Annotated in this window: 18 protein-coding genes and 1 pseudogene; 14 read left to right on the top strand and 5 right to left on the bottom strand. The window is 72.9% G+C overall.

What is annotated here, in order from left to right:
• The first annotated feature begins 16 nt into the window (after positions 1 to 16).
• Complete coding sequence (locus tag ME121_RS06080) at positions 17 to 1477, top strand: MATE family efflux transporter (protein WP_059408506.1); 1461 nt, start codon at positions 17 to 19, stop codon at positions 1475 to 1477.
• A gap of 147 nt (positions 1478 to 1624) precedes the next feature.
• Here the strand turns inward: ME121_RS06080 and ME121_RS06075 are convergent, their stop codons facing one another.
• Complete coding sequence (locus ME121_RS06075) at positions 1625 to 3322, bottom strand: dihydroxy-acid dehydratase (protein WP_024827268.1); 1698 nt, start codon at positions 3320 to 3322, stop codon at positions 1625 to 1627.
• 443 nt (positions 3323 to 3765) lie between these two features.
• On the opposite strand from ME121_RS06075, the gene ME121_RS06070 reads away from it, so the two are divergent.
• The gene (locus tag ME121_RS06070; RefSeq protein WP_059408505.1) at positions 3766 to 4689 is read left to right on the top strand and encodes a CDP-diacylglycerol diphosphatase; all 924 of its coding nucleotides are present in this window, start codon (positions 3766 to 3768) and stop codon (positions 4687 to 4689) included.
• A 97-nt stretch (positions 4690 to 4786) separates the two neighbouring features.
• Here the strand turns inward: ME121_RS06070 and ME121_RS06065 are convergent, their stop codons facing one another.
• From ME121_RS06065 to ME121_RS06060, 3 genes and pseudogenes are all read right to left on the bottom strand, one after another.
• Positions 4787 to 5128: a hypothetical protein gene (locus tag ME121_RS06065; RefSeq protein ID WP_059408504.1), complete on the bottom strand. Its 342-nt coding sequence runs from the start codon at positions 5126 to 5128 to the stop codon at positions 4787 to 4789.
• A 124-nt stretch (positions 5129 to 5252) separates the two neighbouring features.
• Positions 5253 to 5816 (bottom strand): annotated as a pseudogene (locus ME121_RS33315) (DUF2254 family protein); the annotation flags it as partial.
• A gap of 92 nt (positions 5817 to 5908) precedes the next feature.
• Positions 5909 to 9073, bottom strand: a complete 3165-nt coding sequence (locus ME121_RS06060; protein ID WP_059408503.1) for an efflux RND transporter permease subunit — start codon at positions 9071 to 9073, stop codon at positions 5909 to 5911.
• 115 nt (positions 9074 to 9188) lie between these two features.
• On the opposite strand from ME121_RS06060, the gene ME121_RS06055 reads away from it, so the two are divergent.
• The 11 genes from ME121_RS06055 to ME121_RS06005 all read left to right on the top strand — a co-directional run bounded on the left by ME121_RS06055 (position 9189) and on the right by ME121_RS06005 (position 20009).
• Positions 9189 to 10406 carry an efflux RND transporter periplasmic adaptor subunit gene (locus tag ME121_RS06055; protein ID WP_012329725.1) on the top strand — a complete coding sequence of 406 codons (1218 nt, stop codon included), beginning with the start codon at positions 9189 to 9191 and terminating at the stop codon, positions 10404 to 10406.
• A 7-nt stretch (positions 10407 to 10413) separates the two neighbouring features.
• Positions 10414 to 10743, top strand: coding sequence for a DUF3862 domain-containing protein (locus ME121_RS06050; protein WP_053621301.1), 330 nt, complete (start codon positions 10414 to 10416; stop codon positions 10741 to 10743).
• Between the two features lie 602 nt (positions 10744 to 11345).
• Positions 11346 to 12371: an ABC transporter substrate-binding protein gene (locus tag ME121_RS06045; RefSeq protein WP_043073811.1), complete on the top strand. Its 1026-nt coding sequence runs from the start codon at positions 11346 to 11348 to the stop codon at positions 12369 to 12371.
• Entirely contained in the window at positions 12368 to 13120 is a 753-nt protein-coding gene (locus tag ME121_RS06040) for a succinate dehydrogenase/fumarate reductase iron-sulfur subunit (protein WP_089231041.1), read from the top strand. The genes ME121_RS06045 and ME121_RS06040 overlap by 4 nt, the downstream gene beginning before the upstream one ends.
• Complete coding sequence (locus tag ME121_RS06035; protein ID WP_012329721.1) at positions 13117 to 13446, top strand: succinate dehydrogenase/fumarate reductase transmembrane subunit; 330 nt, start codon at positions 13117 to 13119, stop codon at positions 13444 to 13446. The genes ME121_RS06040 and ME121_RS06035 overlap by 4 nt, the downstream gene beginning before the upstream one ends.
• Positions 13443 to 13820, top strand: coding sequence for a succinate dehydrogenase, cytochrome b556 subunit (locus tag ME121_RS06030; protein ID WP_043073812.1), 378 nt, complete (start codon positions 13443 to 13445; stop codon positions 13818 to 13820). Before ME121_RS06035 ends, ME121_RS06030 begins: the two co-directional genes overlap by 4 nt.
• 35 nt (positions 13821 to 13855) lie before the next feature.
• Complete coding sequence (locus ME121_RS06025; protein WP_029359022.1) at positions 13856 to 14728, top strand: fumarate hydratase; 873 nt, start codon at positions 13856 to 13858, stop codon at positions 14726 to 14728.
• Positions 14729 to 14738: 10 nt separating this feature from the next.
• Complete coding sequence (locus ME121_RS06020) at positions 14739 to 15350, top strand: fumarate hydratase C-terminal domain-containing protein (protein WP_053621271.1); 612 nt, start codon at positions 14739 to 14741, stop codon at positions 15348 to 15350.
• The gene (locus ME121_RS06015) at positions 15347 to 17071 is read left to right on the top strand and encodes an L-aspartate oxidase (protein ID WP_029359024.1); all 1725 of its coding nucleotides are present in this window, start codon (positions 15347 to 15349) and stop codon (positions 17069 to 17071) included. Before ME121_RS06020 ends, ME121_RS06015 begins: the two co-directional genes overlap by 4 nt.
• A gap of 12 nt (positions 17072 to 17083) precedes the next feature.
• Positions 17084 to 18709, top strand: a complete 1626-nt coding sequence (locus ME121_RS06010; protein ID WP_059408502.1) for a thiamine pyrophosphate-binding protein — start codon at positions 17084 to 17086, stop codon at positions 18707 to 18709.
• A 295-nt stretch (positions 18710 to 19004) separates the two neighbouring features.
• Complete coding sequence (locus ME121_RS06005; RefSeq protein WP_059408501.1) at positions 19005 to 20009, top strand: ABC transporter substrate-binding protein; 1005 nt, start codon at positions 19005 to 19007, stop codon at positions 20007 to 20009.
• A gap of 18 nt (positions 20010 to 20027) precedes the next feature.
• Here the strand turns inward: ME121_RS06005 and ME121_RS06000 are convergent, their stop codons facing one another.
• On the bottom strand, positions 20028 to 20774 hold the full coding sequence (locus ME121_RS06000; RefSeq protein ID WP_012329714.1) for a sulfite exporter TauE/SafE family protein: 747 nt from the start codon (positions 20772 to 20774) through the stop codon (positions 20028 to 20030).
• Between the two features lie 549 nt (positions 20775 to 21323).
• Here ME121_RS06000 and ME121_RS05995 point away from each other — a divergent pair.
• Positions 21324 to 21641 (top strand): UxaA family hydrolase, encoded by a 318-nt coding sequence (locus tag ME121_RS05995; RefSeq protein ID WP_059408500.1) that lies wholly within the window; start codon positions 21324 to 21326, stop codon positions 21639 to 21641.
• The last annotated feature ends 3 nt before the right edge of the window (positions 21642 to 21644 follow it).

Below are 21644 nucleotides of genomic sequence, written 5' to 3'. Positions count from 1 at the left end.
CTGTGAGGCCCCCGCCATGGACATCCGCACGCGCCGCCTGCTCGAAGCGCCCCTCGTGCCGACCCTGGCGCGAATGGCCGTGCCGAATGTCGTGGTCATGGTCGTCCAGACCTCCATCGGCCTGATCGAGACGTACTTCGTCGCGGAACTCGGAACCGATGCCTTGGCCGGCCTGGCTCTCGTCTTCCCGGTGGTGATGCTCGTCCAGATGCTGTCCGCCGGCGGCATGGGCGGCGGCATCCAGTCGGCGGTCTCCCGCACCCTGGGCGCGGGCCGGCGGGCGGAGGCAGATCTTCTCGCCTGGCATGCCGCCGCGATCGGCCTCGCACTGGGTGTCGTCACCAGCCTCCTCGCCCTGCCGCTGGGGCCGAGGCTCTACGCCGCGATGGGCGGCACCGGGGGCTCGCTCAGGGCCGCGACCGCCTACGCGGGCGTCGTGTTCGGCGCGGCGACCCTGATCTGGCTGTTCAACGCGCTGGCGGCGGTGATCCGCGGGACCGGCAACATGGCGCTCCCGGCCGGCGTCACCTGCGCGGGGGCCGTCGTGCTGATCCCGCTCTCGCCCGCGCTGATCTTCGGCTGGGGCCCGCTGCCCAGGCTCGGGGTCGTGGGCGGCGGCGTCGCCTTCGCGGGCTACTACGCCGCGGGCTCCGCCGTCTTCGCCGCCTACATCTGGTCCGGCCGCGGCGTCCTGCGACCGGGCCGGCGTCCCCCGAGGCTGACCTGGGCGCCGTCCCGCGAGATCCTGCGCATCGGCCTTCTGTCCGGCATCGCCAGTGTGACCTCGAACGTCACGGTCATCGCGGCGACCGGCTTCGTCGGGACGGCGGGGCCGGCGGCGGTGGCCGGATACGGCACCGGTGCGCGGCTGGAGTACCTGCTGGTCCCGCTCGTGTTCGGGCTCGGCTCGCCCATCGCGGCCCTCGTCGGGACGGCCCTCGGCGCCGGGATGGAGGTCCGCGCCCGTCGGGCCGCGCTGACCGGCGCCCTCGTGGCCGGCGGCCTGACGGAGACCATCGGCCTGGTGGCGGCCGGGTCCCCTGAGACCTGGCTGGGCCTGTTCGGAGGCGACCCGGCCATGATGGCCACCGGCTCATCCTATCTCCGCATCGTCGGGCCCTTCTACGGGTTCTTCGGGGCCGGCCTCGCCCTCTACTTCGCCGCCCAGGGCGCCGGCCGCGTCGGCTGGCCGCTCACCGCCAGCCTTCTCCGGCTGTGGGTGGCGCTGGGCGGCGCCTGGATCGCGGCCGTGCTCGGACTGGGCCTGGCCGGGATGTTCGCCGCCCTCTCGGCCGGCTTCGTCACCATGGGCCTCGTCAATGCCGCCGCCTTCGCCACGGGGCGGATGATCCGAACCAGGGCCGCGCCCGGGACCACCGCGGCACCGGGCGCCGTCGCGGCGGGCGACGGTCCCGCCCTCCGGGCCGCGACGCCCGGACCGGAGGCGATGGGCCGCACGCGGCGCGCGGCGTCGTGACGACCCCGGCACCGTCAGGGCGGTGATGAGCGCGGCCGGCCTGCCGGGTTACGGGGCCGGCAGGCGAGGCTTGCCGAGTTCGGCGACGGGTGCGCCCCGGATGGGGGAGCCGGCCTCTGACGCGCCCGGCCGGGACGACCGGGGCCGTCAGCCCTCGGCCTTGGCGAGGAAGTCGAAGTCGCAGCCCTCCGGGGCCTGCGTGACGCTGCGCCGGTAGAGCGCCTTGTAGCCCCGAGCCGGGGCCGGCGGCGGCCGGTGGTCGGCGAGCCGGCGGGCGATCTCGTCCTCCGCGACCAAGAGATCGACGCGCTTGTCCTGGATCGACAGGCGGATGCGGTCGCCGTCGCGCACCGCCGCCAGCGGGCCGCCGACCGCGGCCTCGGGCGCCACGTGCAGGACGATCGACCCGAAGGCCGTGCCCGACATCCGCGCGTCGGAGATGCGCACTATGTCCTTCACCCCCGCCTGCGCCAGCTTCTTGGGGATCGGCAGGTAGCCCGCCTCCGGCATGCCGGCCGCGTGCGGGCCGGCATTCTGCAGGACGAGGATGTCGCCGGGCGCCACGTCGAGCGCGGGATCGTCGATCCGCGCCGACAGGTCTTCCAGGCCGGTGAACACCACCGCCCGCCCTTCCGACTCGAACAGCTCAGGCGTCGCCGCCGCGCGCTTGAAGATCGCCCCGTCGGGCGCGAGGCTGCCGGACAGGGCCACGAGGCCGCCGACCGGCGACACGGGATCCTCCGCGGTGCGGATGATCGCGCGGTCGACCCAAGCCTCCGGCTCGTCCAGGCGCTCGGCGAGCGTCCGGCCCTCCACGTCCACCGTGTCGAGGTGGAGGAGCGGGCGCAGCTCGCGCAGGAGCGCGCCCATGCCCCCGGCGGCGTGGAAATCCTCCATATAGCCCTGGCCCACGGGCTTCAGGTCGACCAGCACCGGCGTCGCGTCGGAGATCTGATTGAACCGCTCGGGCGAGATCCGGATGCCGAGCCGCCCGGCGATGGCGGTGAGGTGCACGATGGCGTTGGTCGAGCCCGACACCGCCATCAGCACGCGGATCGCGTTCTCGACCGACTTCTCGGTGATCACCTGCGAGGGCCGGATCTTCGACTGGATCAGCCGCACCGCCGCGCGGCCGGTCTCCTCGGCGGCCACCAGCCGGTCGGAATGCACCGCCGGGATCGCCGCGGTGCCCGGCAGCGACATGCCGAGCGCCTCGGCGATGCACGCCATGGTCGAGGCCGTGCCCATCACCGCGCAGGTGCCGGCCGTGACGGAGAGCCGGCCCTCGACCTCGGCGATCTCCTCGGCGTCGACGGTGCCGGCCCGGTATCTGGCCCAGAAGCCCCGGCAATCCGTGCAGGCGCCGAGCCGCTGGCCCCTGTGGCGGCCGGTCGACATCGGGCCGGTGACGAGCTGGATCGCCGGCAGGTCGGCGGAGGCCGCGCCCATGAGCTGGGCCGGCACGGTCTTGTCGCAACCGCCGATCAGCACGACCGCGTCCATCGGCTGGGCCGCGATCATCTCCTCGGTGTCCATGGCCATGAGGTTGCGGTACATCATGCTGGTCGGGTTGAGGAAAACCTCGCCGAGCGACACGGTCGGGAACGGCCGCGGCAGGGCGCCGGCCGCCAGCACGCCGCGGGAGACCGCCTCGACCAGCTCGGGCATGCCCCGGTGGCAGTTGTTGAAGCCCGACGGGGTCATGGCGATGCCGACCACCGGCTTGTTCAGCAGGCCGACCGAGATGCCCATGGAGCGCGCGAAGGAGCGGCGCAGGTAGCGGGCGAAGTCGCGGTCGCCGTAATTGGTCAGGCCGCGGTCGAAGCCGTGCGGTTCGTCGGTCATGGTCGTCTCCTCGCGAGGGCGGCCCGGGTCACCCCGGCCGTCCGGTCTGTCTCAGCGGTCGCCGGGCTCCCGGCTCCTGACGCGCGTCGGGTCGGTCCTCGTGCGCGGTCCGTCCCACCCCTGTCCTTCTCGCCGCGATTCCGGCGGCGCGCCGCCTGATAGGTTGCGACCGCCGGCGGCACCGGGATGGGCAGAGGCATGACCCAGTTCGGCGGCGCTGACGAGGTCCGCGCAAGGCATGGCCCATCGGATAGCCGTCCGAGAAGGGGGCGCGCGGGATCCGGGGCACGAAAGACGCCGCGGCGTCACCGCGTCCCGCGCGATCCGTCCGGCGCTGCATCCGTAGCACGGCGGCGATCGCGCAGGCCGCTGGCGGCCTGTATGACGGTCCTGGCGTCGGCGGACCCGACGCCTCGCGCGGCAACCGGACACCGGGTCACGTCATGGATTTGCGCAGCGCCGCGGTCAGGCTCGCCCGTCAGGCGCGTGACGCCGTCCGTCGCCGGCCGGACACCGCGTCACCGCGCGGCTCCACCGGCCGCGCGAGGAGCGGGCTGTCGCGGAGATCGCTCGGCACCCTGATCATCCTCGCGGCGGCCTCGGTCTGGCTGGCTGTCGCCGTCGGGCCCAACCTCCTCGGAAACGGCGGAGCCCTGTGGGCGATCGTGCACGGCGCGTGCGTCCCCCACGAGAGGCGCGGACAGGGACCCGCACCTTGCAGCCTGGTCGACCTGGCGGGCGGGGTCGAGAAGGGCTACGCCATCCTCAAGGACCTCCGCGGGCGGGCGCAGTTTCTCCTGATCCCGACGGCGCGCATCACCGGCATCGAGAGCCCCGTGCTCCTTCGACCCGGGACGACGAACTACTTCGCCAAGGCGTGGCGCGCGCGGACCTTCGTCGAGGACCGCCTCGGCCATCCGCTCGACCGGCGCGACGTCAGCCTCGCGGTGAACGCGCGGCTGCGGCGGAGTCAGGGGCAGCTGCACATCCACATCGATTGCGTCCGCCTCGACGTTCGCGACGCCCTTCGCCGCCTCGCGCCCACGATCGGCGATCGCTGGGCGCCTCTGCCCGAACCGCTGGTCGGACGCCCGTTCAGGGCGATGCGCGTGCTCGGGGACGACCTCGACGCCGCGGACCCGTTCGACCTGCTGGCGCGCGACGGCGACGCGCGCGCCGCCATGGGCGAGCACTCGCTGGCCGTCGTGGGGGCCGAGTTCCCGGGCGGGAAGCCGGGCTTCGTGCTCCTCGACGGCCTGGTGACCAGCCGTTTCGGCAGGGCGGCCAACGGCGAGATCCTGCAGGACCACACCTGCGGTCTGACGGTCGAATCCCCGTCGACCGGGCTTCGGCCCCTGGAATTCTGACGCGGGCCGATCCGGCTCACGGTTGCGCGGAGCCCGGCCGGCGCCCGGTCGTCACGCGGAGGGCCCGCTCCGGGCTCGCGCGGCGATCGAGCCCGCTCTACCGCTTGTACTCCGGGGAGAGATGATCGAGCGGGTTGGTGCGCGCGTCCTTCTTGCGGCTCGTGTCGGTACCGGCGCTCCCGCCCGCCATGACGTCCGTCGACGACGAGATGGCGCTCGGCGGTGAGACGGGTCCGGTCGACCGGTCGGCGGGGGCAGCGCCGCCCTTGGTCGTGCTGACGCCCGGGGGCAGCGTGGCCGCAGTCGGCTGATCGATCCGGCTCGCCGCCGATTGGGCGAGCACCGGTCCGGACGACAGGATCAGCGCGCAGGCGCCCGCGGCCGCGCGAACCGCGGAAACCCGGGCGGTGCCGCCGGAGCGCGTGCCTATCGAAACCATCGATCCATCCATCCCTGAGAGTCGGCCGGCCGTCGTCCGGTGACCCAATGGATCGGCGCGCGGGCAGTTCCGCTCCTCGTCGATCGGTGCGGCGACGCGGCCTCCGCGTGGCGCCGCGGCGGCCGCGCCCCGCGGTATGGAACGCGGGAGCCGTGTGCCGCCGCGGCCGGGCCCGGGACGCCGCCTGCTCGACCGGCCGGATCGTCTCGCCGACCCGGCCGAAGCGGGTGAGCTGCCGCATCCAGCCCAGGAAGACGACGACGGCCAGGTCGATGACCACCACCATCGCCCCCAGCAGCACGGGGCGCCCGCCCGGCCCGTAGAGGGGGGTCGACAGGGCGATGATCTCGACCACCGAGAACATGAACGCGCCGAGGATCGTGGCGAGCGCGTCGTGCGCCGGCCGGTCTCCGGTCCACGGGGTCGTGGCGCGCCGCGTCACGCCCGACGACGCGGCACCGCGGGCGTTGACCGGAACGGTCAGCGAGAAGGCCGTCACCGTCAGCATCGCGGAGGCGAGGATGCTCAGGACAGGGCCGAAGGCGTCGGCGTCGGCGCTCAGGGCGAGATCCTCCTCCGCGCGGAACTGGAAGCGCCACGCGAGCAGGGCCGTCGGGACGCGGCCGACGCAGTCGAGCGCCGCGCGGACTCGGCCTGACGGAGGGTTCGGGACAGGATCAGCCGCCACGCGGCGGGACGGTCCTCACGCTCTCGCAGGCTCCCGTTCGCCGCCGAGCCCGGGATCGGCGGCGCGACCGTCTCGGCGACGGACCAGAGTGGCTACTCGGCCGGCTGCGCCGCGCCGGCCGGCCCGGACTGCGCCCTGGCGGCCGCGTCGCCCCGCCCGAGCAGCCGCTCGAAGGCGACGTAGAACGTCGGCGTGATGAACAGGGTGATGAAGGTCGCGACGACCAAGCCGCCGATCACCACCGTCCCCATGGAGACGCGGGCATGCGCCCCGGCGCCGCTCGCGATGGCGAGCGGGATCGAGCCGGTGATGAAGGCGAACGACGTCATCAGGATCGGGCGCATCCGCAGGCGCGCCGCGTCCTGGGCCGCCTTCAGGACGTCCTCGCCCTGCCGGCGCAGGTCCTCCGCGAAGGACACGAGCAGGATCGAGTTCTTGGCGGCGAGCCCGACGAGCAGCAGCAGACCGATCTGGCCGAAGATGTCGAGTTCGAGCCCGCGCACGGCCAGGAATCCGACCGCGCCGAAGATCGCGATCGGCGTCGCCAGCAGGATCACGAAGGGGAGGCGCAGCGACTCGTACTGCCCGGCGAGCAGCAAAAAGATCATCAGCACGCCGAGGCCGAAGATCAGCGGCGCGTAGCCGCCCGCGACCTTCTCCTGGAAGGCGACGTCGGTCCACTCCACCGCGTAGTCCGAGGGCAGCCGGCGCTTGGCCAGCGCCTCGACCTCCTTGAGCACCGTGCCGGAACTCGCGCTGGAGGCCACCTCGATCGCCACCTCGATGGCCGGGTAGGTGTTGTAGGACAGGACCGCGGTGGGGCCGGTGGTGAATTCCGCCCGCACCAGGGAGCCGATCCGCACGGGCTCGCCCCGGCTGTTGAGGACCGGCAGCGCCTGCAGATCCTGGATCGTGCGCCGGCCCGTGGCCTCGCTCTGCACGTAGACCTGATAGACGAAGCCGAAGCGGTTGAAGAGGTTGACGAAGCTCGACCCGACATAGGTCCCGAGCGCGTCGAACAGGTTCTGGAGGGGCACACCGAGCTGCTCGGCCTTGGCCCGGTCGATCTCCAGGCGGATCTGCGGCACGCCGTAGCTCGTCGTCGGCAGCGCCTGGGCGACGTTGGGGCTCTTCCCCATCTCGTCGATGAAGCGCTGGGCCGCCTCGGCGAGCTTGATGCCGCCGGCACCGCTGCGGTCCTGGATCTCGAGCGTCAGGCCGCTGCGGGTGCCGAGCCCCGGCAGCGGCGACGGGTTGACCACCCGCACCTTCCCGTCCGGATCGTGCCGGAATTCCTTCTGCACGCGGGCGATGATGGCGTCGGCCGAGGCCGCCCGCTCGCCCCACGGCTTCAGGACCGGGATCTGGAACCCGTAGAACGGTGCCACCGCGTCGGCGAGGATGCTGCGCCCCACGACGCCGATCGTGTGATCGACCTCCGGCATGTCCCGCAGGCTCCTGCCGAGCCGCTCGACCATCCGGTCGGTGCGCGCCACCGAGGCGCCCTTCGGCAGGGCGACATCGGCGAAGAAGTAGCCCTGGTCCTCGTTCGGGACGAAGCCGGTCGGGCGCTGCATCACGAGGAGCGCGGTGAGCGCCGCGAAGGCCGCGAAGGCGAGGCCGACGAGCACGAGGTGGCGGGTGAGCCGGCCGATCATCGCGGTGAGGAGGCCCGCGGCGCGCTCCAGCGTCCGGTTGAACCAGCGCAGCGGCGCCCTCCACCGGCTCCGGTGCGCCCCGGCGCCCTCCGGGCGGTGCTTCAGGATCAGGCCGCAGAGCGCCGGCGTCAGGGTCAGCGAGACCACGGCCGAGATCATCACCGAGATCGCGATGGTCAGGGCGAACTGGTTGTAGAGTTGGCCGGTCAGGCCCGGGATGAAGGCCACGGGCACGAACAGGGCGGCCAGCACCAGGGTGGTGGCGATCACCGGGCCGGCGACCTCGTTCACCGCCTCCCGGGCGGCCGGGCGCGGCTCCATCCCCTCGTCCATCAGCCGCTCGGTGTTCTCGACCACGATGATGGCGTCGTCGACCACGAGGCCGACCGCCAGCACCAGGCCGAGCAGGCTCAGGGTGTTGAACGAGAAGCCGAGCAGCGCCATCGGCCCGAAGGTCCCGACCAGCGCCACCGGCACGGCGATCGAGGGGATCAGCGTCGCCCGCCAGTTCTGCAGGAACAGGTAGGTGACCACCACGACGAGGATCAGCGCCTCGAACAGGGTGTGCACCACCTCGCGGATCGCCTCGCGGACGAACTCGGTGCGGTCGAGGGCGATCTTGTACTTGAGCCCCGGCGGGAACCGCCGCGCGAGCTCCGCCATCGTGGCCTTCACCCCGTCCATGACGTGGACGGCGTTGGCGCCCGGCGTCTGGTAGAGGCCGAGGGTCGCCGACGGCTCGCCGTCGAAGCTGGAGCGCACGCCGTACTGCTCCGAGCCGAGTTCCACCCGCGCCACGTCGCGCACCCGCACCACGGAGCCGTCGGGGTTGGCCCGCAGCAGGATGTTGGCGAATTCCTGGGGTTGGCTGAGCCGTCCCTGCGTGACGACCTGCAGCTCGAAGGCGGTGGGCGCGCCGTCGGTCGGCGGCTTGCCGAGGGAGCCGGTGGTGATCTGCTCGTTCTGCTGGCTCACCGCGCGGATCACCGCGTCGGGGCTGATCGCCAGCGCCTCCATCTTCACCGGGTCGAGCCACAGGCGCATGGCGTAGCGCTTCTGGGAGAAGTTCTGGATCCGGCCCATGCCGTCGACCCGGCGGAGCGGTTTGATCACCTGGGTCTCGGCCCAGTTGGCCAGGAACAGCTCGTCGTAGGGCGCACCCGGATCGGCGTAGAGCACGATGTTGCCGAGCCGCTGGCGGGAGCTCTTCTGGATCTCCAGCCCCTGCGCGCGCACCGAGGCCGGCAGCTTCGCCTCGGCCCGGTTGGCGCGGGTCAGCACCTCGGCGGCGGCGGCGTCGAGGTCGGAGCCGATCTCGAAGGTCGCGTCGAGGTTGACGCTGCCGTCCGTGTTGCTGGTCGAGGCGATGTAGAGCAGGTGCTGGGCGCCGTTGATCTCCTGCTCGAGGGGCGTCGTGACCGCGTCGTAGGCCTGCTGCGCGCTGGCGCCGGGATAGGTCGCCTGGATGTTGATGATCGGCGGCGCGATCTCGGGAAACTGGGCGATCGGCAGGGTGAGGCCGGCCACGGCGCCGATCAGGGTGATCAGAACCGAGATGACGGCCGCCAGGACCGGCCGGTCGACGAAGCGGGCGAACATCGGACCTCGACGGTGATCGGTGGCCGCGAGGACCGCGGGCGTGCAACGCGAACGCGTTTGGCGTGTTCCCCGTCGGGCTCGGCGCGGGCGCGCCGCAGCGGGAGGAGCAGTCAGCGTGCGGGCGGGGCTTCGGACCGGACTACTCGGATGTGGCGCCGCGCTGGTCCTGGCGGCGGGCGGCTGGTTCGCGATGGGCCGGCCGGAGCCCGCGGCCCTGATGAGCGCGCTGCCTTGGTCGGACCGGCCGGCCGAGACCGCCGAGACCGAGCCGCCGATCGCCGTCACGGTGACGGCGGCGCGGACCCGGACGGTGCCGATCAGCTTCACCTACACGGGCACCATCATCGCGCAGCAGGACGCGGCCCTGCAGGCCCGGGTGACCGGCGACGTCACCGAGCGCCCCTTCGAGCCCGGGAGCCACGTGAAGAAGGGGCAGGTTCTGTTCCGGATCGATCCGCGCCCGTTCCAGGTGGCGCTCGCCCAGGCCCAGGCCCAGGAGGCGCAGGCCAAGGCGCAGCTCCAGTTCGCGCAGGCCGAGGTGAGCCGGACCGACACGCTGGCCGACAAGGGCTACGCGTCGGAGCAGCGGCTCCAGCAGCTCCAGTCGAACGCCGCCGCGGCCGCCGCCCAGGTCCAGGGGGCCGAGGCCGCGATCGCGCGGCAGAACCTCAACCTCGACTACGCGGTGGTCAGCGCGCCCTTCGACGGGCGGGCGAGCCTGTCGATCGTGAACCCCGGCGACCTCGTCATCGAGAACCAGACGGAGCTGGTCACGGTGGTGCAGCTCGACCCGATCGACGTGCAGATGGCGCTCTCTTCCGAGGATTCCGAGGCCTTGCGCGAGGCGATGCAGACCGGCCCGGTGACCGTGGAGGTGCTGGACGAGGCCGGCAAGCCCGTGCGCGACGCCAGGGTCTACCAGCTCGACAACCGGTTCGACCCCCGCACCGCCCGGCGCCTCGTGCGCGCGCTGCTGCCGAACACCGACGAGCGCTTCCTGCCCGGTCAGTTCGTCCGCGCGCGGGTCAAGACCGGCACCGAGGAGAAGCTCCTCGTCCCCACGGTCGCGCTGTCGGCCCGGCTCGCCCAGCGGATCGTCTACGTGGTGGACGATCAGGGCGTGGTCCGCCAGCAGCCCGTGACCACGGGCGACAGCTTCGGCGAGGACACCGCGATTCTGGCCGGGCTCAAGGCCGGCGAGCGGGTAGTGACCGACCATCTCCAGGACATGCGGCAGGACCTCAAGGTCGAGATCCGGTCGGCGGACGCGGGTGCCGCGGCCGAACCGCGGGCGCCGGAGGCCGACGGGCCCGCCCCGGGCGCGCCGGGCTGAGCGGGCGATGCGGTCCGCGCTCCCGATCGCGCTCGTGCCGGCGCTCGTTCTGATACTGCTTCCGACACTGCTCCCGGCGCCGGCCGCCGGGGCCGCGGCGCCGCACTGCCGCGTCGACCATGCGCACTATGCCGCCCTCGGGAAGGGGATGACCTACCGCCAGGTGCGCGCCCGTCTGGGTTGCGACGGCCGCCGCGTCTCGCACCTGATCGTCGGGCGGGTCCGGCGCGCGACCTATTCCTGGCCCGGACGCGGGACGTACGGCGCCAACATCACGCTCACGTTCCGCAACGACCGCCTCACCGACAAGTCGCAACTCGGCCTGCGGGCGCCCTGAGCGGTGCGCCGCGCCGGACGATGACCGTCCCTTCCCGGCGCGGGGTGCGCGGTGCCGCCCGCGGACCGCGCTCCGGCACGCCCCGGGGCCGCGTCCTGGAGACCGAGCGCACGATCCTGATGCGCCGCCCCCAGTCTTGTAAATGACCCAACACTCTCGCGCGCGATCCCGGTCGAGGGACGCATGTGGTGGCGCATCGGCGCCGTGCGACGCTCCATCGGGAGCGGGCGGGCGCAGACCCCGACGCCGCGCCCGGCTCTCAGCGATGCGGAATCCCACGGGCTGGTCGCGAAGTCTCCGAGGCGAACCGGCGACCGACTCGGCGGGTGTCACCGGGACGCGGGCGGGACCTTCCGCCGGTCACGTCGGTCAACCCGCCGGCGCCAGCGCGCGCACGGGTCAGCCTCTGCCACTCTGGCCCGCGGTCCCGTCGTGCCGGGCGTAACCGACGGCGCGCTTCGGTGCGGCCGCGGACGGCCAGCGAACAGGTCATATATATGATACATGATTATTGACAGGCCTCGTCCGGAGCGTATCCTCGACCCGACGCCGACGAAGTCGCACAACTCGCAAGATCGGCGCGCAGACAGGTGAGGAGCGCCATGACGGCACGGAGCATGATCCGGCTCGTCGGGACGGTCGCGGCCCTGTGGGGGGCCCTCGGCGCCGCCCGGGCAGAGGTCTCGACCGTTCGGCTCGCCAAGCAGTTCGGGATCTCCTACCTGCCCCTGACCGTGATGGAGGAGCAGGGCCTGCTCGAGAAGCAGGCCAAGGCGCGCGGCCTCGACGTCAAGGCCGAGTGGCTGCGCTTCACCGGCGGCTCGGGGATGAACGAGGCCCTGCTCTCCGGCAACCTCGACCTCGCCTCCGGCGGCGTCGGCCCGTTCCTGACGATCTGGGGCCGCACGCTCGCCAACATCAAGGTCAGGGGCGTGGCGGCGCTGAACGCGATGCCGCTCTGGCTGGTGACGACCAACCCCGCGGTGAAGTCGATCGCGGATTTCGGGCCGCAGGACAAGATCGCGCTGCCGACCGCCAAGACCTCGATCCAGGCGATCACCCTGCAGATGGCCGCCGAGAAGGCGTTCGGGCCCGGCCAGCAGGGCAAGCTCGACCCGCTCACCGTCTCGATGGGTCACCCGGACGCTCAGACCGCCCTGATGGGCGGCCGCTCCGAGATCACCGCCCATTTCGGCTCGCCGCCGTTCCAGGAGATGGAGCTGAAGGATCCGCGCGCCCGCAAGGTGCTCGACAGCTACGACGTGATGGGCGGCCCCCACACCTTCAACCTCGTCTGGGCCACCAGCCGGTTCGTCACCGACAATCCCAAGGTCACGGCGGCCTTCCGGGCGGCGCTGGAGGAGAGCCTGACGCTGATCCGCGAAGACCCCGCCCGGGCCGCGGCGCTCTGGATCAAGGCGGAGGGGTCGAAGCTCTCGCAGGACGAGGCCGTCGCCCTCATCCGCGCGCCACAGAACGCCTGGACGACCAAGCCGCAGCGCATGCTCGACTACCTCGCCTACATGAACCGGGCCGGGCTGGTCTCCGCCACCGCGGCCAGCGAGGGTGAGCTGTTCTTCCCCGCGCCGGCCGCCGGCAGCGGCGCGCCGAAAGAGGCCACGCGGTGACGGCGGCCGCGGATCGCGCCGCCGTCACGCCGGAGGCGAGCGCGGCGCTGCGGGTCCACATCCGGCGGGGCGCGGCGGTCGCGGCCTTCACGGTGCCGCGCCGGGCCAACCAGACCGTGCTCGACGTCGTCACCGAGATCCAGCGCGACCAGGACCCCACCCTCGCCTACCGGTTCGCCTGCCGGGTCGGCATGTGCGGCTCCTGCGGCATGACGGTGAACGGGCGCCCGCGCTGGACCTGCCGCACCCGGGTCGCCGCCGTGGCGCCGGACGGGGTGCTGACGCTCGAACCCCTGCGCAACCTGCCGGTGGTGAAGGACCTCGCGGTCGACATGGAGCCCTTCTTCGAGAAGTGGCGCCGCGCCCACGGCTATTTCGAGCCGGGCGAGAACCCGCCCGACGACTTCGCGACGGTCGAGCCCGAGTCGCCCGCGCGCCAGGAGGTCGATGCCGGCATCGAGTGCATCAATTGCGGCGTCTGCTACGCGGCGTGCGACCTCGTCACCTGGAATCCCGACTATCTCGGTCCGGCGGCCCTCAACCGGGCCTGGACGCTGGTCAACGACGTGCGCGACCGCGACCAGGATCGGCTCGCCGCGGTGGCGGGCGATGCCGGCTGCCATTCCTGCCACAGCCACATGAGCTGCACCGAGCACTGCCCGAAGGGCCTGAGCCCGACCTTCTCGATCGCCGGCCTGAAGCGCGAGACCGGCAAGGCGGCGCTGCGCCGGTTCTGGAGGCGCGGATGAGTCCGCTCCTGTACCTCGCCCAGCGCGGCACGGCGGCGATCCTCGCGGTCACGATCGCGGTCCACCTCGGCACGATCGTCTACGCGGTGCGCGGCGGGCTCACGGCCGGCGAGATCCTGGGCCGGACTCAGGGCAATCTCGCCTTCCTGCTGTTCTACGCGGTCTTCGTTCTGGCCGCCGCGATCCACGCCCCGATCGGCCTGCGCAGCGTCCTGCGCGAGTGGGCCGGCTGGCGCGGCCGCTCCCTCGACGTCGCCATGATCGCCCTTTCGGCCCTGCTCGCCGGGCTGGGCCTGCGGGCGGCACTCGCGGTGTACGTGGCATGAGGACCGCCGCGAGCACGGCCGGGCGGACCGGCATCACCCGCGCGTCCCTGCGCAGGCCCGGCTTCGCCGCCGCGCTGATCCACCGGCTGTCGGGGATCGCCCTGGCGCTGTTCCTGCCGATGCACTTCATCGCGCTCGGCACCGCGCTCCAGGGCGCCGACCGGCTGGAGCGCTTCCTCGGCCTCACCCATAACGGCTTCGTCCGCACGGCCGAATGGGGCCTCGTCTGCGCGCTCGCCGTCCACATGGCGCTGGGACTGCGCGTACTCGCCATCGAGTGGCTGCGCTTCCGCGAGCGCAACGCCCTCGTCGTGTCGGGCTGTCTCGCGACCGCCTTCGCGATCGGCCTCCTGTTCCTCCTCAGCGGGGCCTGACCGTCGCCCATCGCCCTCGTCAGCGGAGACCCGCCATGGATCTCGACATCCGCGAATTCGAGGAGGTCTGCCGCGACCTCTACGTCCGCGCCCTGAAGATCCTGCCGCCCGACATCAAGGCGGGCTTCGCCGACCTGCAGCGGGCCGAGACCAGCGCCACCGGCCGCGCCATCCTCGACACGATGGTGGAGAACGTCGCGGTCGCGGAGCGCACGAAGAATATCCTCTGCCAGGATACCGGCATCCCGATCTACAACGTCGTGATCGGCGCCGGCGTGCGCGTCGACGGCGCCGCCCTGAAGGCCGCGATCCGGCGCGGCTGCGAGCGGGCCACGACGGAGTTCTCCTTGCGCTCCTCGGTGGTCCACCCGATCACCCGCAGGAACGCGCAGACCTCCTGCGGCATCCGCGTGCCGATCATCCACGTCGATTTCGACGACCGGCCCGAGACCGTCGCGGTGGAGATGATCCCGAAGGGCTCCGGCTCCGAGAACGGCTCGTTCCTGCAGATGCTGCTGCCCTCGGACGGGATCGGCGCGGCCAAGCGCTTCGTCATCGACCGGGTGATCGAGCTCGGGGGCCGGGTCTGCCCGCCGACCATCGTGGGCGTCGGGCTCGGCGGCACCTCGGACCTGTGCATGCACCTCGCCAAGGTGGCGGCGACCCGGCCGCTGCGCTCGGTCTGCGCCGACCCGGACGGCGCCCGGATCGAGGCCGAGCTGTCGCGGGCGGTGAACGAGCTCGGCATCGGCCCGCAGGGGCTCGGCGGCCGGTCGACGAGCTTCGCCGTCCATGTCGAGCTCGCCGCGACCCACATCACCCAGAACCCGGTCGCGGTGAACATCCAGTGCCACTCGGCCCGCCGCGCCCGCGCGACGCTCACGCCCGGCGGCATCGCGTTCGATTGAGGAGCAGACCGTGGCCCACCACGTCCTCGACATGCCGGCCGGCGAGGCCGAGATCCGGGCGCTCCGGATCGGCGACACCGTCACCCTGCGGCGCTGGCTGTTCGGCATCCGCGACGCCACCCTGATCCACATGTTCGACCGGGACCGCCGCACCCGGCTCGACCTGAACGGTCACGCGGTGATCCACACCGCGCCGAACGTCCACCGCGTCCCGGTCTCCAACGCGGCGCCGGTCGGCTTCGCGCCGTTCTGCATCGGCACCACCACGTCGATGCGCATGGAGCGCTTCACCGACGCCCTGATGGCGCGCGAGGGCGTGCGCCTCATCGTCGGCAAGGGCGGCATGGGTCCGGCGACCCTCGACGCCTTCGCGCGGCGCGGCGGCGCCTACCTGGCGATCGTCGGCGGCGCGGCGGCGCTGGAGACCACCTGGATCGAGACCATCGTGGACGTCGACCTCGACGACCTCCACCCCGAGAGCCTGTGGCAGTTCGCGATCCGCGATTTCGGGCCGCTGCTGGTCGGGATGGATTCCCACGGCGGCTCGCTCTTCGCCGACGTGCAGCGCGACGTGGCCGCCCGGCGCGACGCCGTCATCGCCTCCCTCGAGGACGCACGATGAGCCCCGCGCAGGTCGAGACCGACATCCTGATCCTCGGCTCCGGCGGGGCCGGACTGTTCGCCGCGCTCCACGCCAAGAAGGTCGCGCCCGAGCTCGACGTCACCGTCGCGGTGAAGGGGCTGCTCGGCAAGTGCGGCTGCACCCGCATGGTCCAGGGCGGCTACAACGTGGCGCTGGCGCCGGGCGACTCGGTCGAGCGGCACTTCATGGACACGATCGAGGGCGGCAAGTGGCTGAACGATCAGGCGCTCGCCTGGACGCTCGTCACCGAGGCGCAGGTGCGGATCCGCGAGCTGGAGACCGAGCTCGGCTGCTTCTTCGACCGCAACCCGGACGGCAGCGTCCACCAGAAGGCCTTCGCGGGCCAGACCTTCGACCGGACGGTGCACAAGGGCGACCTCACCGGGATCGAGATCATCAACCGCCTGTCCGAGCAGGTCTGGCGCCGGGACGTGCGCCGCCTGGAGGATCACCGCGCCCTGGAACTGATTCCGGCCCGGGACGGATCGGGGCTGGCGGGCGTGCTGATGCTCGACATGCGCACCGGCGAACCGAAGCTGGTGCGGGCGAAGGCCGTGCTGCTCGCCACCGGCGGCGGGCCGACCATGTACAAGTACCACACGCCGTCGGGCGACAAGTCCTGCGACGGGCTCGCCATGGCGCTGCGCGCCGGGCTGCCCTTGCGCGACATGGAGATGGTGCAGTTCCACCCGACCGGGCTGCTCGCCGGCGCCGGCACCCGCATGACCGGGACGGTGCTGGAGGAGGGCCTGCGCGGGGCCGGCGGCTGGCTCCTCGATTCCACCGGCCAGCGCTTCATGGAGGCCTACGACCCGCGGGCCGAGCGCGCGACCCGGGACGTGGTCAGCCGCTCGATCATGCGGCGGCTCCGCGAGGGTTTTTCCACGCCGAGCGGGGGCGTCCACATCCAGATGAGCCATCTCGGGCCCGAGGACGTGCGCCGCCGGTTCAAGGGCATGGTCGAGCGCTGCGCCGATTGCGGCTTCGACCTCGCGGGCGGCCTCGTCGAGGTCATCCCCACGGCCCACTACATGATGGGCGGCGTCCGGTTCGCGGTCGACTGCACCACCGCGCTGCCGCGCCTCTTCGCGGCCGGCGAGGATACCGGCGGCGTCCACGGGGCGAACCGGCTGGGCGGCAACGGCGTTGCGAATTCCACGGTGTTCGGGGGGCTGGCCGGCCAGTCCATGGCGCGGGCCGTGCGGCGCGAGGGTTCTTTCGCCGACCCAGACCCCGCCGCCGTCGAGGCGGGCCTGGCCCGCGCCTACGGGCCGCTCGGCCGGCCGGCGGAGTCGCTGCCGGAGATCCGCGAGGCGCTCTACGAGACGATGTGGGCCGATGTCGGCATCCTGCGGGACGCGGCCGGCCTGACCCGGGCGCTCGCCACCCTCGACGGGCTCTCCGACGCGGTCGCCCGGGCCGGCGCGCCGGACGGCGACCGTCGCTACGCGCTGACCTGGATGGACCGGCTGAACCTCGAGAACCTCGTCCTGGTCTCGCAGGCTATCGCCCGGGCGGCGCTCGCCCGCACCGACAGCCGCGGCGCCCATTTCCGCGAGGACTTTCCGGAAGCCTCGGATCTCGCGACCTCGCACTACACCGTGGTCCGCCAGCGCGGCGGGGCGCTCGACCTCGCGATGGAGCCGGTGCACTTCACGCATGTGCGGCCCGGCGGCTCGCTCCTCGACGCCGCCGCCTGAGGAGAACCCGCCATGCAGACCCTGCGCGGCGCCGACATCGTGGCCCGGACCCTGGAGGCGCTCGGCGTCACCCGGATCTTCACCCTGTCGGGCAACCACATCATGCCGGTCTTCGACGCGCTGCTCGAGACCGGGATCAGCCTCGTCCACGTCCGCCACGAGGCGGCCTGCGTCCACATGGCCGATGCCTGGGGCCGGCTGACCGGCGAGGTCGGCGTCGCCCTGGTGACCGGCGGGCAGGGCCACACCAACGGCGCGGCGGCGCTCACCACGGCGCTCGCGGCGGACTCCCCCGTGCTGCTGCTCTCCGGCCATGCGGGGCTCTCCGAGCTCGGGCGCGGCGCCTTCCAGGAGCTCGCCCAGGCCGACATCGCCCGGCCGATGACCAAGGCCGCCTGGACCGCCGGCTCGGTGGCTTCCCTCGGGCCGGACCTCGCCCGGGCCTTCCGGATCGCCCGGGAGGGGCGGCCCGGTCCGGTCCATCTGAGCCTGCCGGTCGACCTGCTGGAGACGGCCGTCCCCGCCGCCGCGGTGCGGATCCCGGACCGGGCGGTGGCCGCCCTGCGGGTCGCCGAGCCGGCACCGGATCTCGTGGCCGACCTGCTCGCCGCGCTGGCCGGAGCGGAGCGGCCGCTGATCGCCTGCGGTCCGGCCCTGTGCGACGGCTCCGGCCGGGCCGCGATGGCAGCGCTGGAGGAATCTCTCGGTCTGCCGGTCGTCGGCATGGAGAGCCCGCGCGGGATCAACGACCCGGCGCTCGGCGCCTTCGCGGAGGTGCTGGCGCGGGCCGACCTCCTCGTGCTCCTCGGCAAGCCGCTGGATTTCACCCTGCGCTTCGGCGCGGCGCCCGCCCTCGCGCCCGATTGCCGCTTCGCCATCGTCGATCCCGATCCGGCGCTCCTCGCCCGCGCCCCGGCCGACCGCCTCGCCGTCTCGGGCCTCGCCGATCCGCGGCCGGTGGTGGCGGCGATGACCGCGCGCGCCACCGCCCTCCCCCGCCGGGAGGCCTGGCATCGGGACGCGCGGGCCGCCCTCGCCTACCGGCCGCCCGCCTGGGCGGATCTGCGCGGGATCGAAGGGCGCCTGCACCCGGTGGAGCTGTGCCGGGCGGTCGCGGCTTTCCTGGAGGACCACCCCGACGGCACGCTGATCTGCGACGGCGGCGAGATCGGGCAGTGGCCCCAGGCCCTGGTCCGCGCCGGGCGCCGGCTGATCAACGGCGTATCGGGCACGATCGGCGCGTCGATCCCCTTCGCGCTCGCCGCCGCCCTGGAGCGCCCCGGCGCCCCGGTGGTCGCGGTCCTGGGCGACGGCACCTTCGGCTTCCACATGGCCGAGTTCGACACGGCCGTGCGCTATCGGATCCCGTTCATCGCCGTGGTGGGCAACGACGCGCGCTGGAACGCCGAGCACCAGATCCAGCTGCGCAGCTACGGCCCCGAGCGGACGCGCCACTGCGACCTGCTCCCGACCCGCTACGATACGGTGGTCCAGGCGCTCGGCGGCTTCGGGGCGCTGGTGACCGAGGCGGCCGCCTTCCCGGCGGCGCTGGAGGCGGCCCAGGCCAGCGGCCTGCCGGCCTGCGTCAACGTGATGATCGAGAGCGTGCCGGCGCCGGTGATCCGCCGCCCCGGCTGAGGGAGTCGGTCCTTGAACTCACACCGCGTCCGCTGCACCGGCGACGGCCGCTGAGATTCCCCGCGCCCCGCTTGCGGGGCGAGGGATGTGACGACCCTGTCGTCGGCGCATCGAGGCAGCAGCCGAGGGGAAGGGGGCGATTCAGGACGAGGCTCCCCCGGGATCGCCCCCTCCCCGCCGCTCGGGCTACGCCTTCGCGTCCCTCACGGACGGCGGGGCGCGCGCGGGGAGAGGGGGCGTCGCGCTCGTCCCCGAGGAACGTGTTCGAGCGTGGTAGCCGGCTCGGGAGGGGATCATGCGCAGACGCGACGTTCTGGCCGGGGCCGCGGCGCTCCTGGCGAGCCCCGTCCCGGGGCGGGCCGAGGAGGCCGGCGCCGTGGCGATCGCCCGTCAGCCGAGCCTCGGCCACCTGCCGCTGATGCTGATGGAGGAGCAGGGCCTGCTCCAGAAGGCGGCGATGGCCCGCGGCGTGGCGGGGCTCCAGGCCCGCTACCTCACCCTCGCGGGCGGGGCCGCCATGAACGACGCGCTGCTCTCCGGGCAGATCCAGTTCGCGGCCGGCGGCGTGCCGCCCCTCGTGCTGCTCTGGTCGAAGACGGAGGGCACCGCCATGGCCGTGAAGGGCGTGGCGGCGATGAACAGCATGCCGCTCCTGATGAACACCAGCAACCCGAAGGTGCGCACGCTCGCAGACTTCACCGATCGGGACAAGATCGCGCTCCCCGCCGTGAAGGTCTCGGTCCAGGCGATGTTCCTGCAGATGGCGGCCGAGAAGGAACTCGGCGCGGCCCGCCGCAACGACCTCGACCGGCTCACCGTCACCCTGTCGCATCCCGACGGGATGGCGGCGCTCCTCGGAGGAACCGAGGTGACGGCGCATTTCACCGCCGCCCCGATCCAGGAGCTGGAACTGCGCCAGCCCGGCATCCGCACGGTGCTGAACAGCTTCGACGTGCTGGGCGAGCCCTCGACCTTCAACGTTGTCTGGACCTCCGGCTCCTTCGCGAGCGCCAGCCCCCGGGTCGTCGCGGCCTTCGGCGCCGCCCTGGACGAGGCGCTCGCCGCGATCGCGGCCGACCCGTCGGAGGCGGCGCGCGCCTACGTGCGGCTCGCCCGCGACGGGAGCGATGCCGGGTTGATCACCGAGATCCTGAACGACCCGCAGGTCTCCTTCACGGCGACGCCCCGGGCGGTCGGCAAGGTCGCCGCCTTCATGGCCCGCACCGGCACGATCCGCCGCCGGCCGGAGAGCTGGAAGGACCTGTTTCTCGCGGGCGTCCACGCCCGGGACGGGAGCTGACCCGTCGCGGCGGCCGCCTCAGCCTTGCAGCAGGCCGGGGAGCGCCAGCGCCGTGGTGGTCAGCCCGATCGCCGCGAGCAGCGCCAGGACCAGGGTGCGGAAGCGCCGCTGGTCGATCCGCGCGAACAGCGCGAGCCCGGCCAGCACGCTCACCAGCACCACCGGCAGCGCCAGGGCGAGGTCGCCGACGAGCTCGGGCGGGATCGGGTCGAGAGTGACCAGGATCGTCAGGGCCCAGACCTGCATCACCAGGGTGAAGGACTGGTAGACCGCCCGCTGGGTGCGCGGATCCCAGCCGCGCACGAGGCTCCAGGCCGTCGGCAGCGCCCCGGACAGGCCGGCGATGCCGCCCAGCACGCCGCCCAGGAAGCCGATCGCGCCGTCGCTCCAGCGATTGCCGAAGCCGACCCGGTAATCGGCGCGCAGCAGGGCGACCCCGCCGCTGTACAGGACCAGGAAGGCGCCGATCGCGACCTTGATGCAGCGCGGATCGAGGTCGTGCAGCAGGTGGATGCCGATCGGCGCGCCGACGAGGCCCGGCAGGATCATCGCGAAGGCGGTGCCCCGCGGCGGCCAGGTCCGCAGGCGCAGGATCGAGATCACCTGCGAGAGGATGCTGCAGACGAGCACCAGGGCGGTCGCCTCGACGGGTGTGCGGATCGACAGCAGGGTGCCCGAGGCGATCAGCGCGAAGGCGAAGCCCGTCAGGCCCGAGATCACGCCGGCGCAGCCGACGCACAGGATGAGCAGGAGCGTCTCGTTCATCGGGCGTGCCCGGCCGGGCCGAGGCCATCCGCGCGCGCACCCGCCATCCTCGTCCTCCCGGCCCGTCTCCCGCCGGAGGCGGGTTTCATCTGCATATATCTTATATAAGAGTTGCCGCCTGGGGCAAGGCGCGCGACTCGCGCGCCGGATCGGACGGGCCACCCGGATATATCGCGCGCGCCCCCCTCCTGCGCGGCCTTTCCTTCGTTCGTCACCCCACCCGGCCGCCACGCGCTCTCCTCCCCCTTACTGGGGAGGAGCCGGAGGTGGGGCGGGACAGGAGGCACCCTCGCGCGCGATCCAGCCCCCCTTCTCCCTCGCTTCGCCCAGCAAGGGAAGACGGACTTACGCCTGTCTCGCGGGCGCCTGATGTCCGGCAGACGCGTGCGGGCCCGGAAGCCTGAGCGAGGCGGGCGACCTGCGGTGCCGTCCCCCGAGCCCGCGAAATCACCTCCGCCCCTCAATCGGCCGTTGACGACGGCAATATCATAGGTCTTATATAAGACTAGTCGCCGCCGAGAAGCCGACGACCACCGTCAGGAGGACCGCATGAGCAGCCACGCCGCGTCCGGCGCGGGGCACCGCAAGCCGCATCTTCTCGCCCACTCCCCCCAGGACAACGTCGCCGTCGCGGTGATCGAGGGCCTGAGCGCGGACACCGACGCTTTCGGGGTGGTCACCGAGAACGACAGCACCTTCGAGGTCGCCGTCCGCCACGACATCCCGATCGGCCACAAGGTGGCGCTCACCGACCTGAAGGCGGGCGACACGGCCATCAAGTACGGTCAGGACATCGGCAAGGTCATCAAGGACGTCGCCAAGGGCGAGCACGTCCACGTCCACAACGTCAAGACGAAGCGCTGGTGAGGT

It is taken from the genome of Methylobacterium sp. ME121, assembly GCF_000974725.1.
In the GTDB taxonomy this organism is placed as follows: domain Bacteria; phylum Pseudomonadota; class Alphaproteobacteria; order Rhizobiales; family Beijerinckiaceae; genus Methylobacterium; species Methylobacterium radiotolerans.
This window is presented reverse-complemented; position numbering and strand designations above follow the sequence as displayed.

What these genes read in the sequence shown, in the direction of transcription:
- ME121_RS06080 (WP_059408506.1), top strand. Translation starts at nt 17, where the DNA reads ATGGACATCCGCACGCGCCGCCTGCTCGAAGCGCCCCTCGTGCCGACC.
- ME121_RS06075 (WP_024827268.1), bottom strand. Translation starts at nt 3,322, where the DNA reads ATGACCGACGAACCGCACGGCTTCGACCGCGGCCTGACCAATTACGGC.
- ME121_RS06070 (WP_059408505.1), top strand. Translation starts at nt 3,766, where the DNA reads ATGGATTTGCGCAGCGCCGCGGTCAGGCTCGCCCGTCAGGCGCGTGAC.
- ME121_RS06065 (WP_059408504.1), bottom strand. Translation starts at nt 5,128, where the DNA reads ATGGTTTCGATAGGCACGCGCTCCGGCGGCACCGCCCGGGTTTCCGCG.
- ME121_RS06060 (WP_059408503.1), bottom strand. Translation starts at nt 9,073, where the DNA reads ATGTTCGCCCGCTTCGTCGACCGGCCGGTCCTGGCGGCCGTCATCTCG.
- ME121_RS06050 (WP_053621301.1), top strand. Translation starts at nt 10,414, where the DNA reads ATGCGGTCCGCGCTCCCGATCGCGCTCGTGCCGGCGCTCGTTCTGATA.
- ME121_RS06045 (WP_043073811.1), top strand. Translation starts at nt 11,346, where the DNA reads ATGACGGCACGGAGCATGATCCGGCTCGTCGGGACGGTCGCGGCCCTG.
- ME121_RS06035 (WP_012329721.1), top strand. Translation starts at nt 13,117, where the DNA reads ATGAGTCCGCTCCTGTACCTCGCCCAGCGCGGCACGGCGGCGATCCTC.
- ME121_RS06030 (WP_043073812.1), top strand. Translation starts at nt 13,443, where the DNA reads ATGAGGACCGCCGCGAGCACGGCCGGGCGGACCGGCATCACCCGCGCG.
- ME121_RS06025 (WP_029359022.1), top strand. Translation starts at nt 13,856, where the DNA reads ATGGATCTCGACATCCGCGAATTCGAGGAGGTCTGCCGCGACCTCTAC.
- ME121_RS06015 (WP_029359024.1), top strand. Translation starts at nt 15,347, where the DNA reads ATGAGCCCCGCGCAGGTCGAGACCGACATCCTGATCCTCGGCTCCGGC.
- ME121_RS06010 (WP_059408502.1), top strand. Translation starts at nt 17,084, where the DNA reads ATGCAGACCCTGCGCGGCGCCGACATCGTGGCCCGGACCCTGGAGGCG.
- ME121_RS06005 (WP_059408501.1), top strand. Translation starts at nt 19,005, where the DNA reads ATGCGCAGACGCGACGTTCTGGCCGGGGCCGCGGCGCTCCTGGCGAGC.
- ME121_RS06000 (WP_012329714.1), bottom strand. Translation starts at nt 20,774, where the DNA reads ATGAACGAGACGCTCCTGCTCATCCTGTGCGTCGGCTGCGCCGGCGTG.
- ME121_RS05995 (WP_059408500.1), top strand. Translation starts at nt 21,324, where the DNA reads ATGAGCAGCCACGCCGCGTCCGGCGCGGGGCACCGCAAGCCGCATCTT.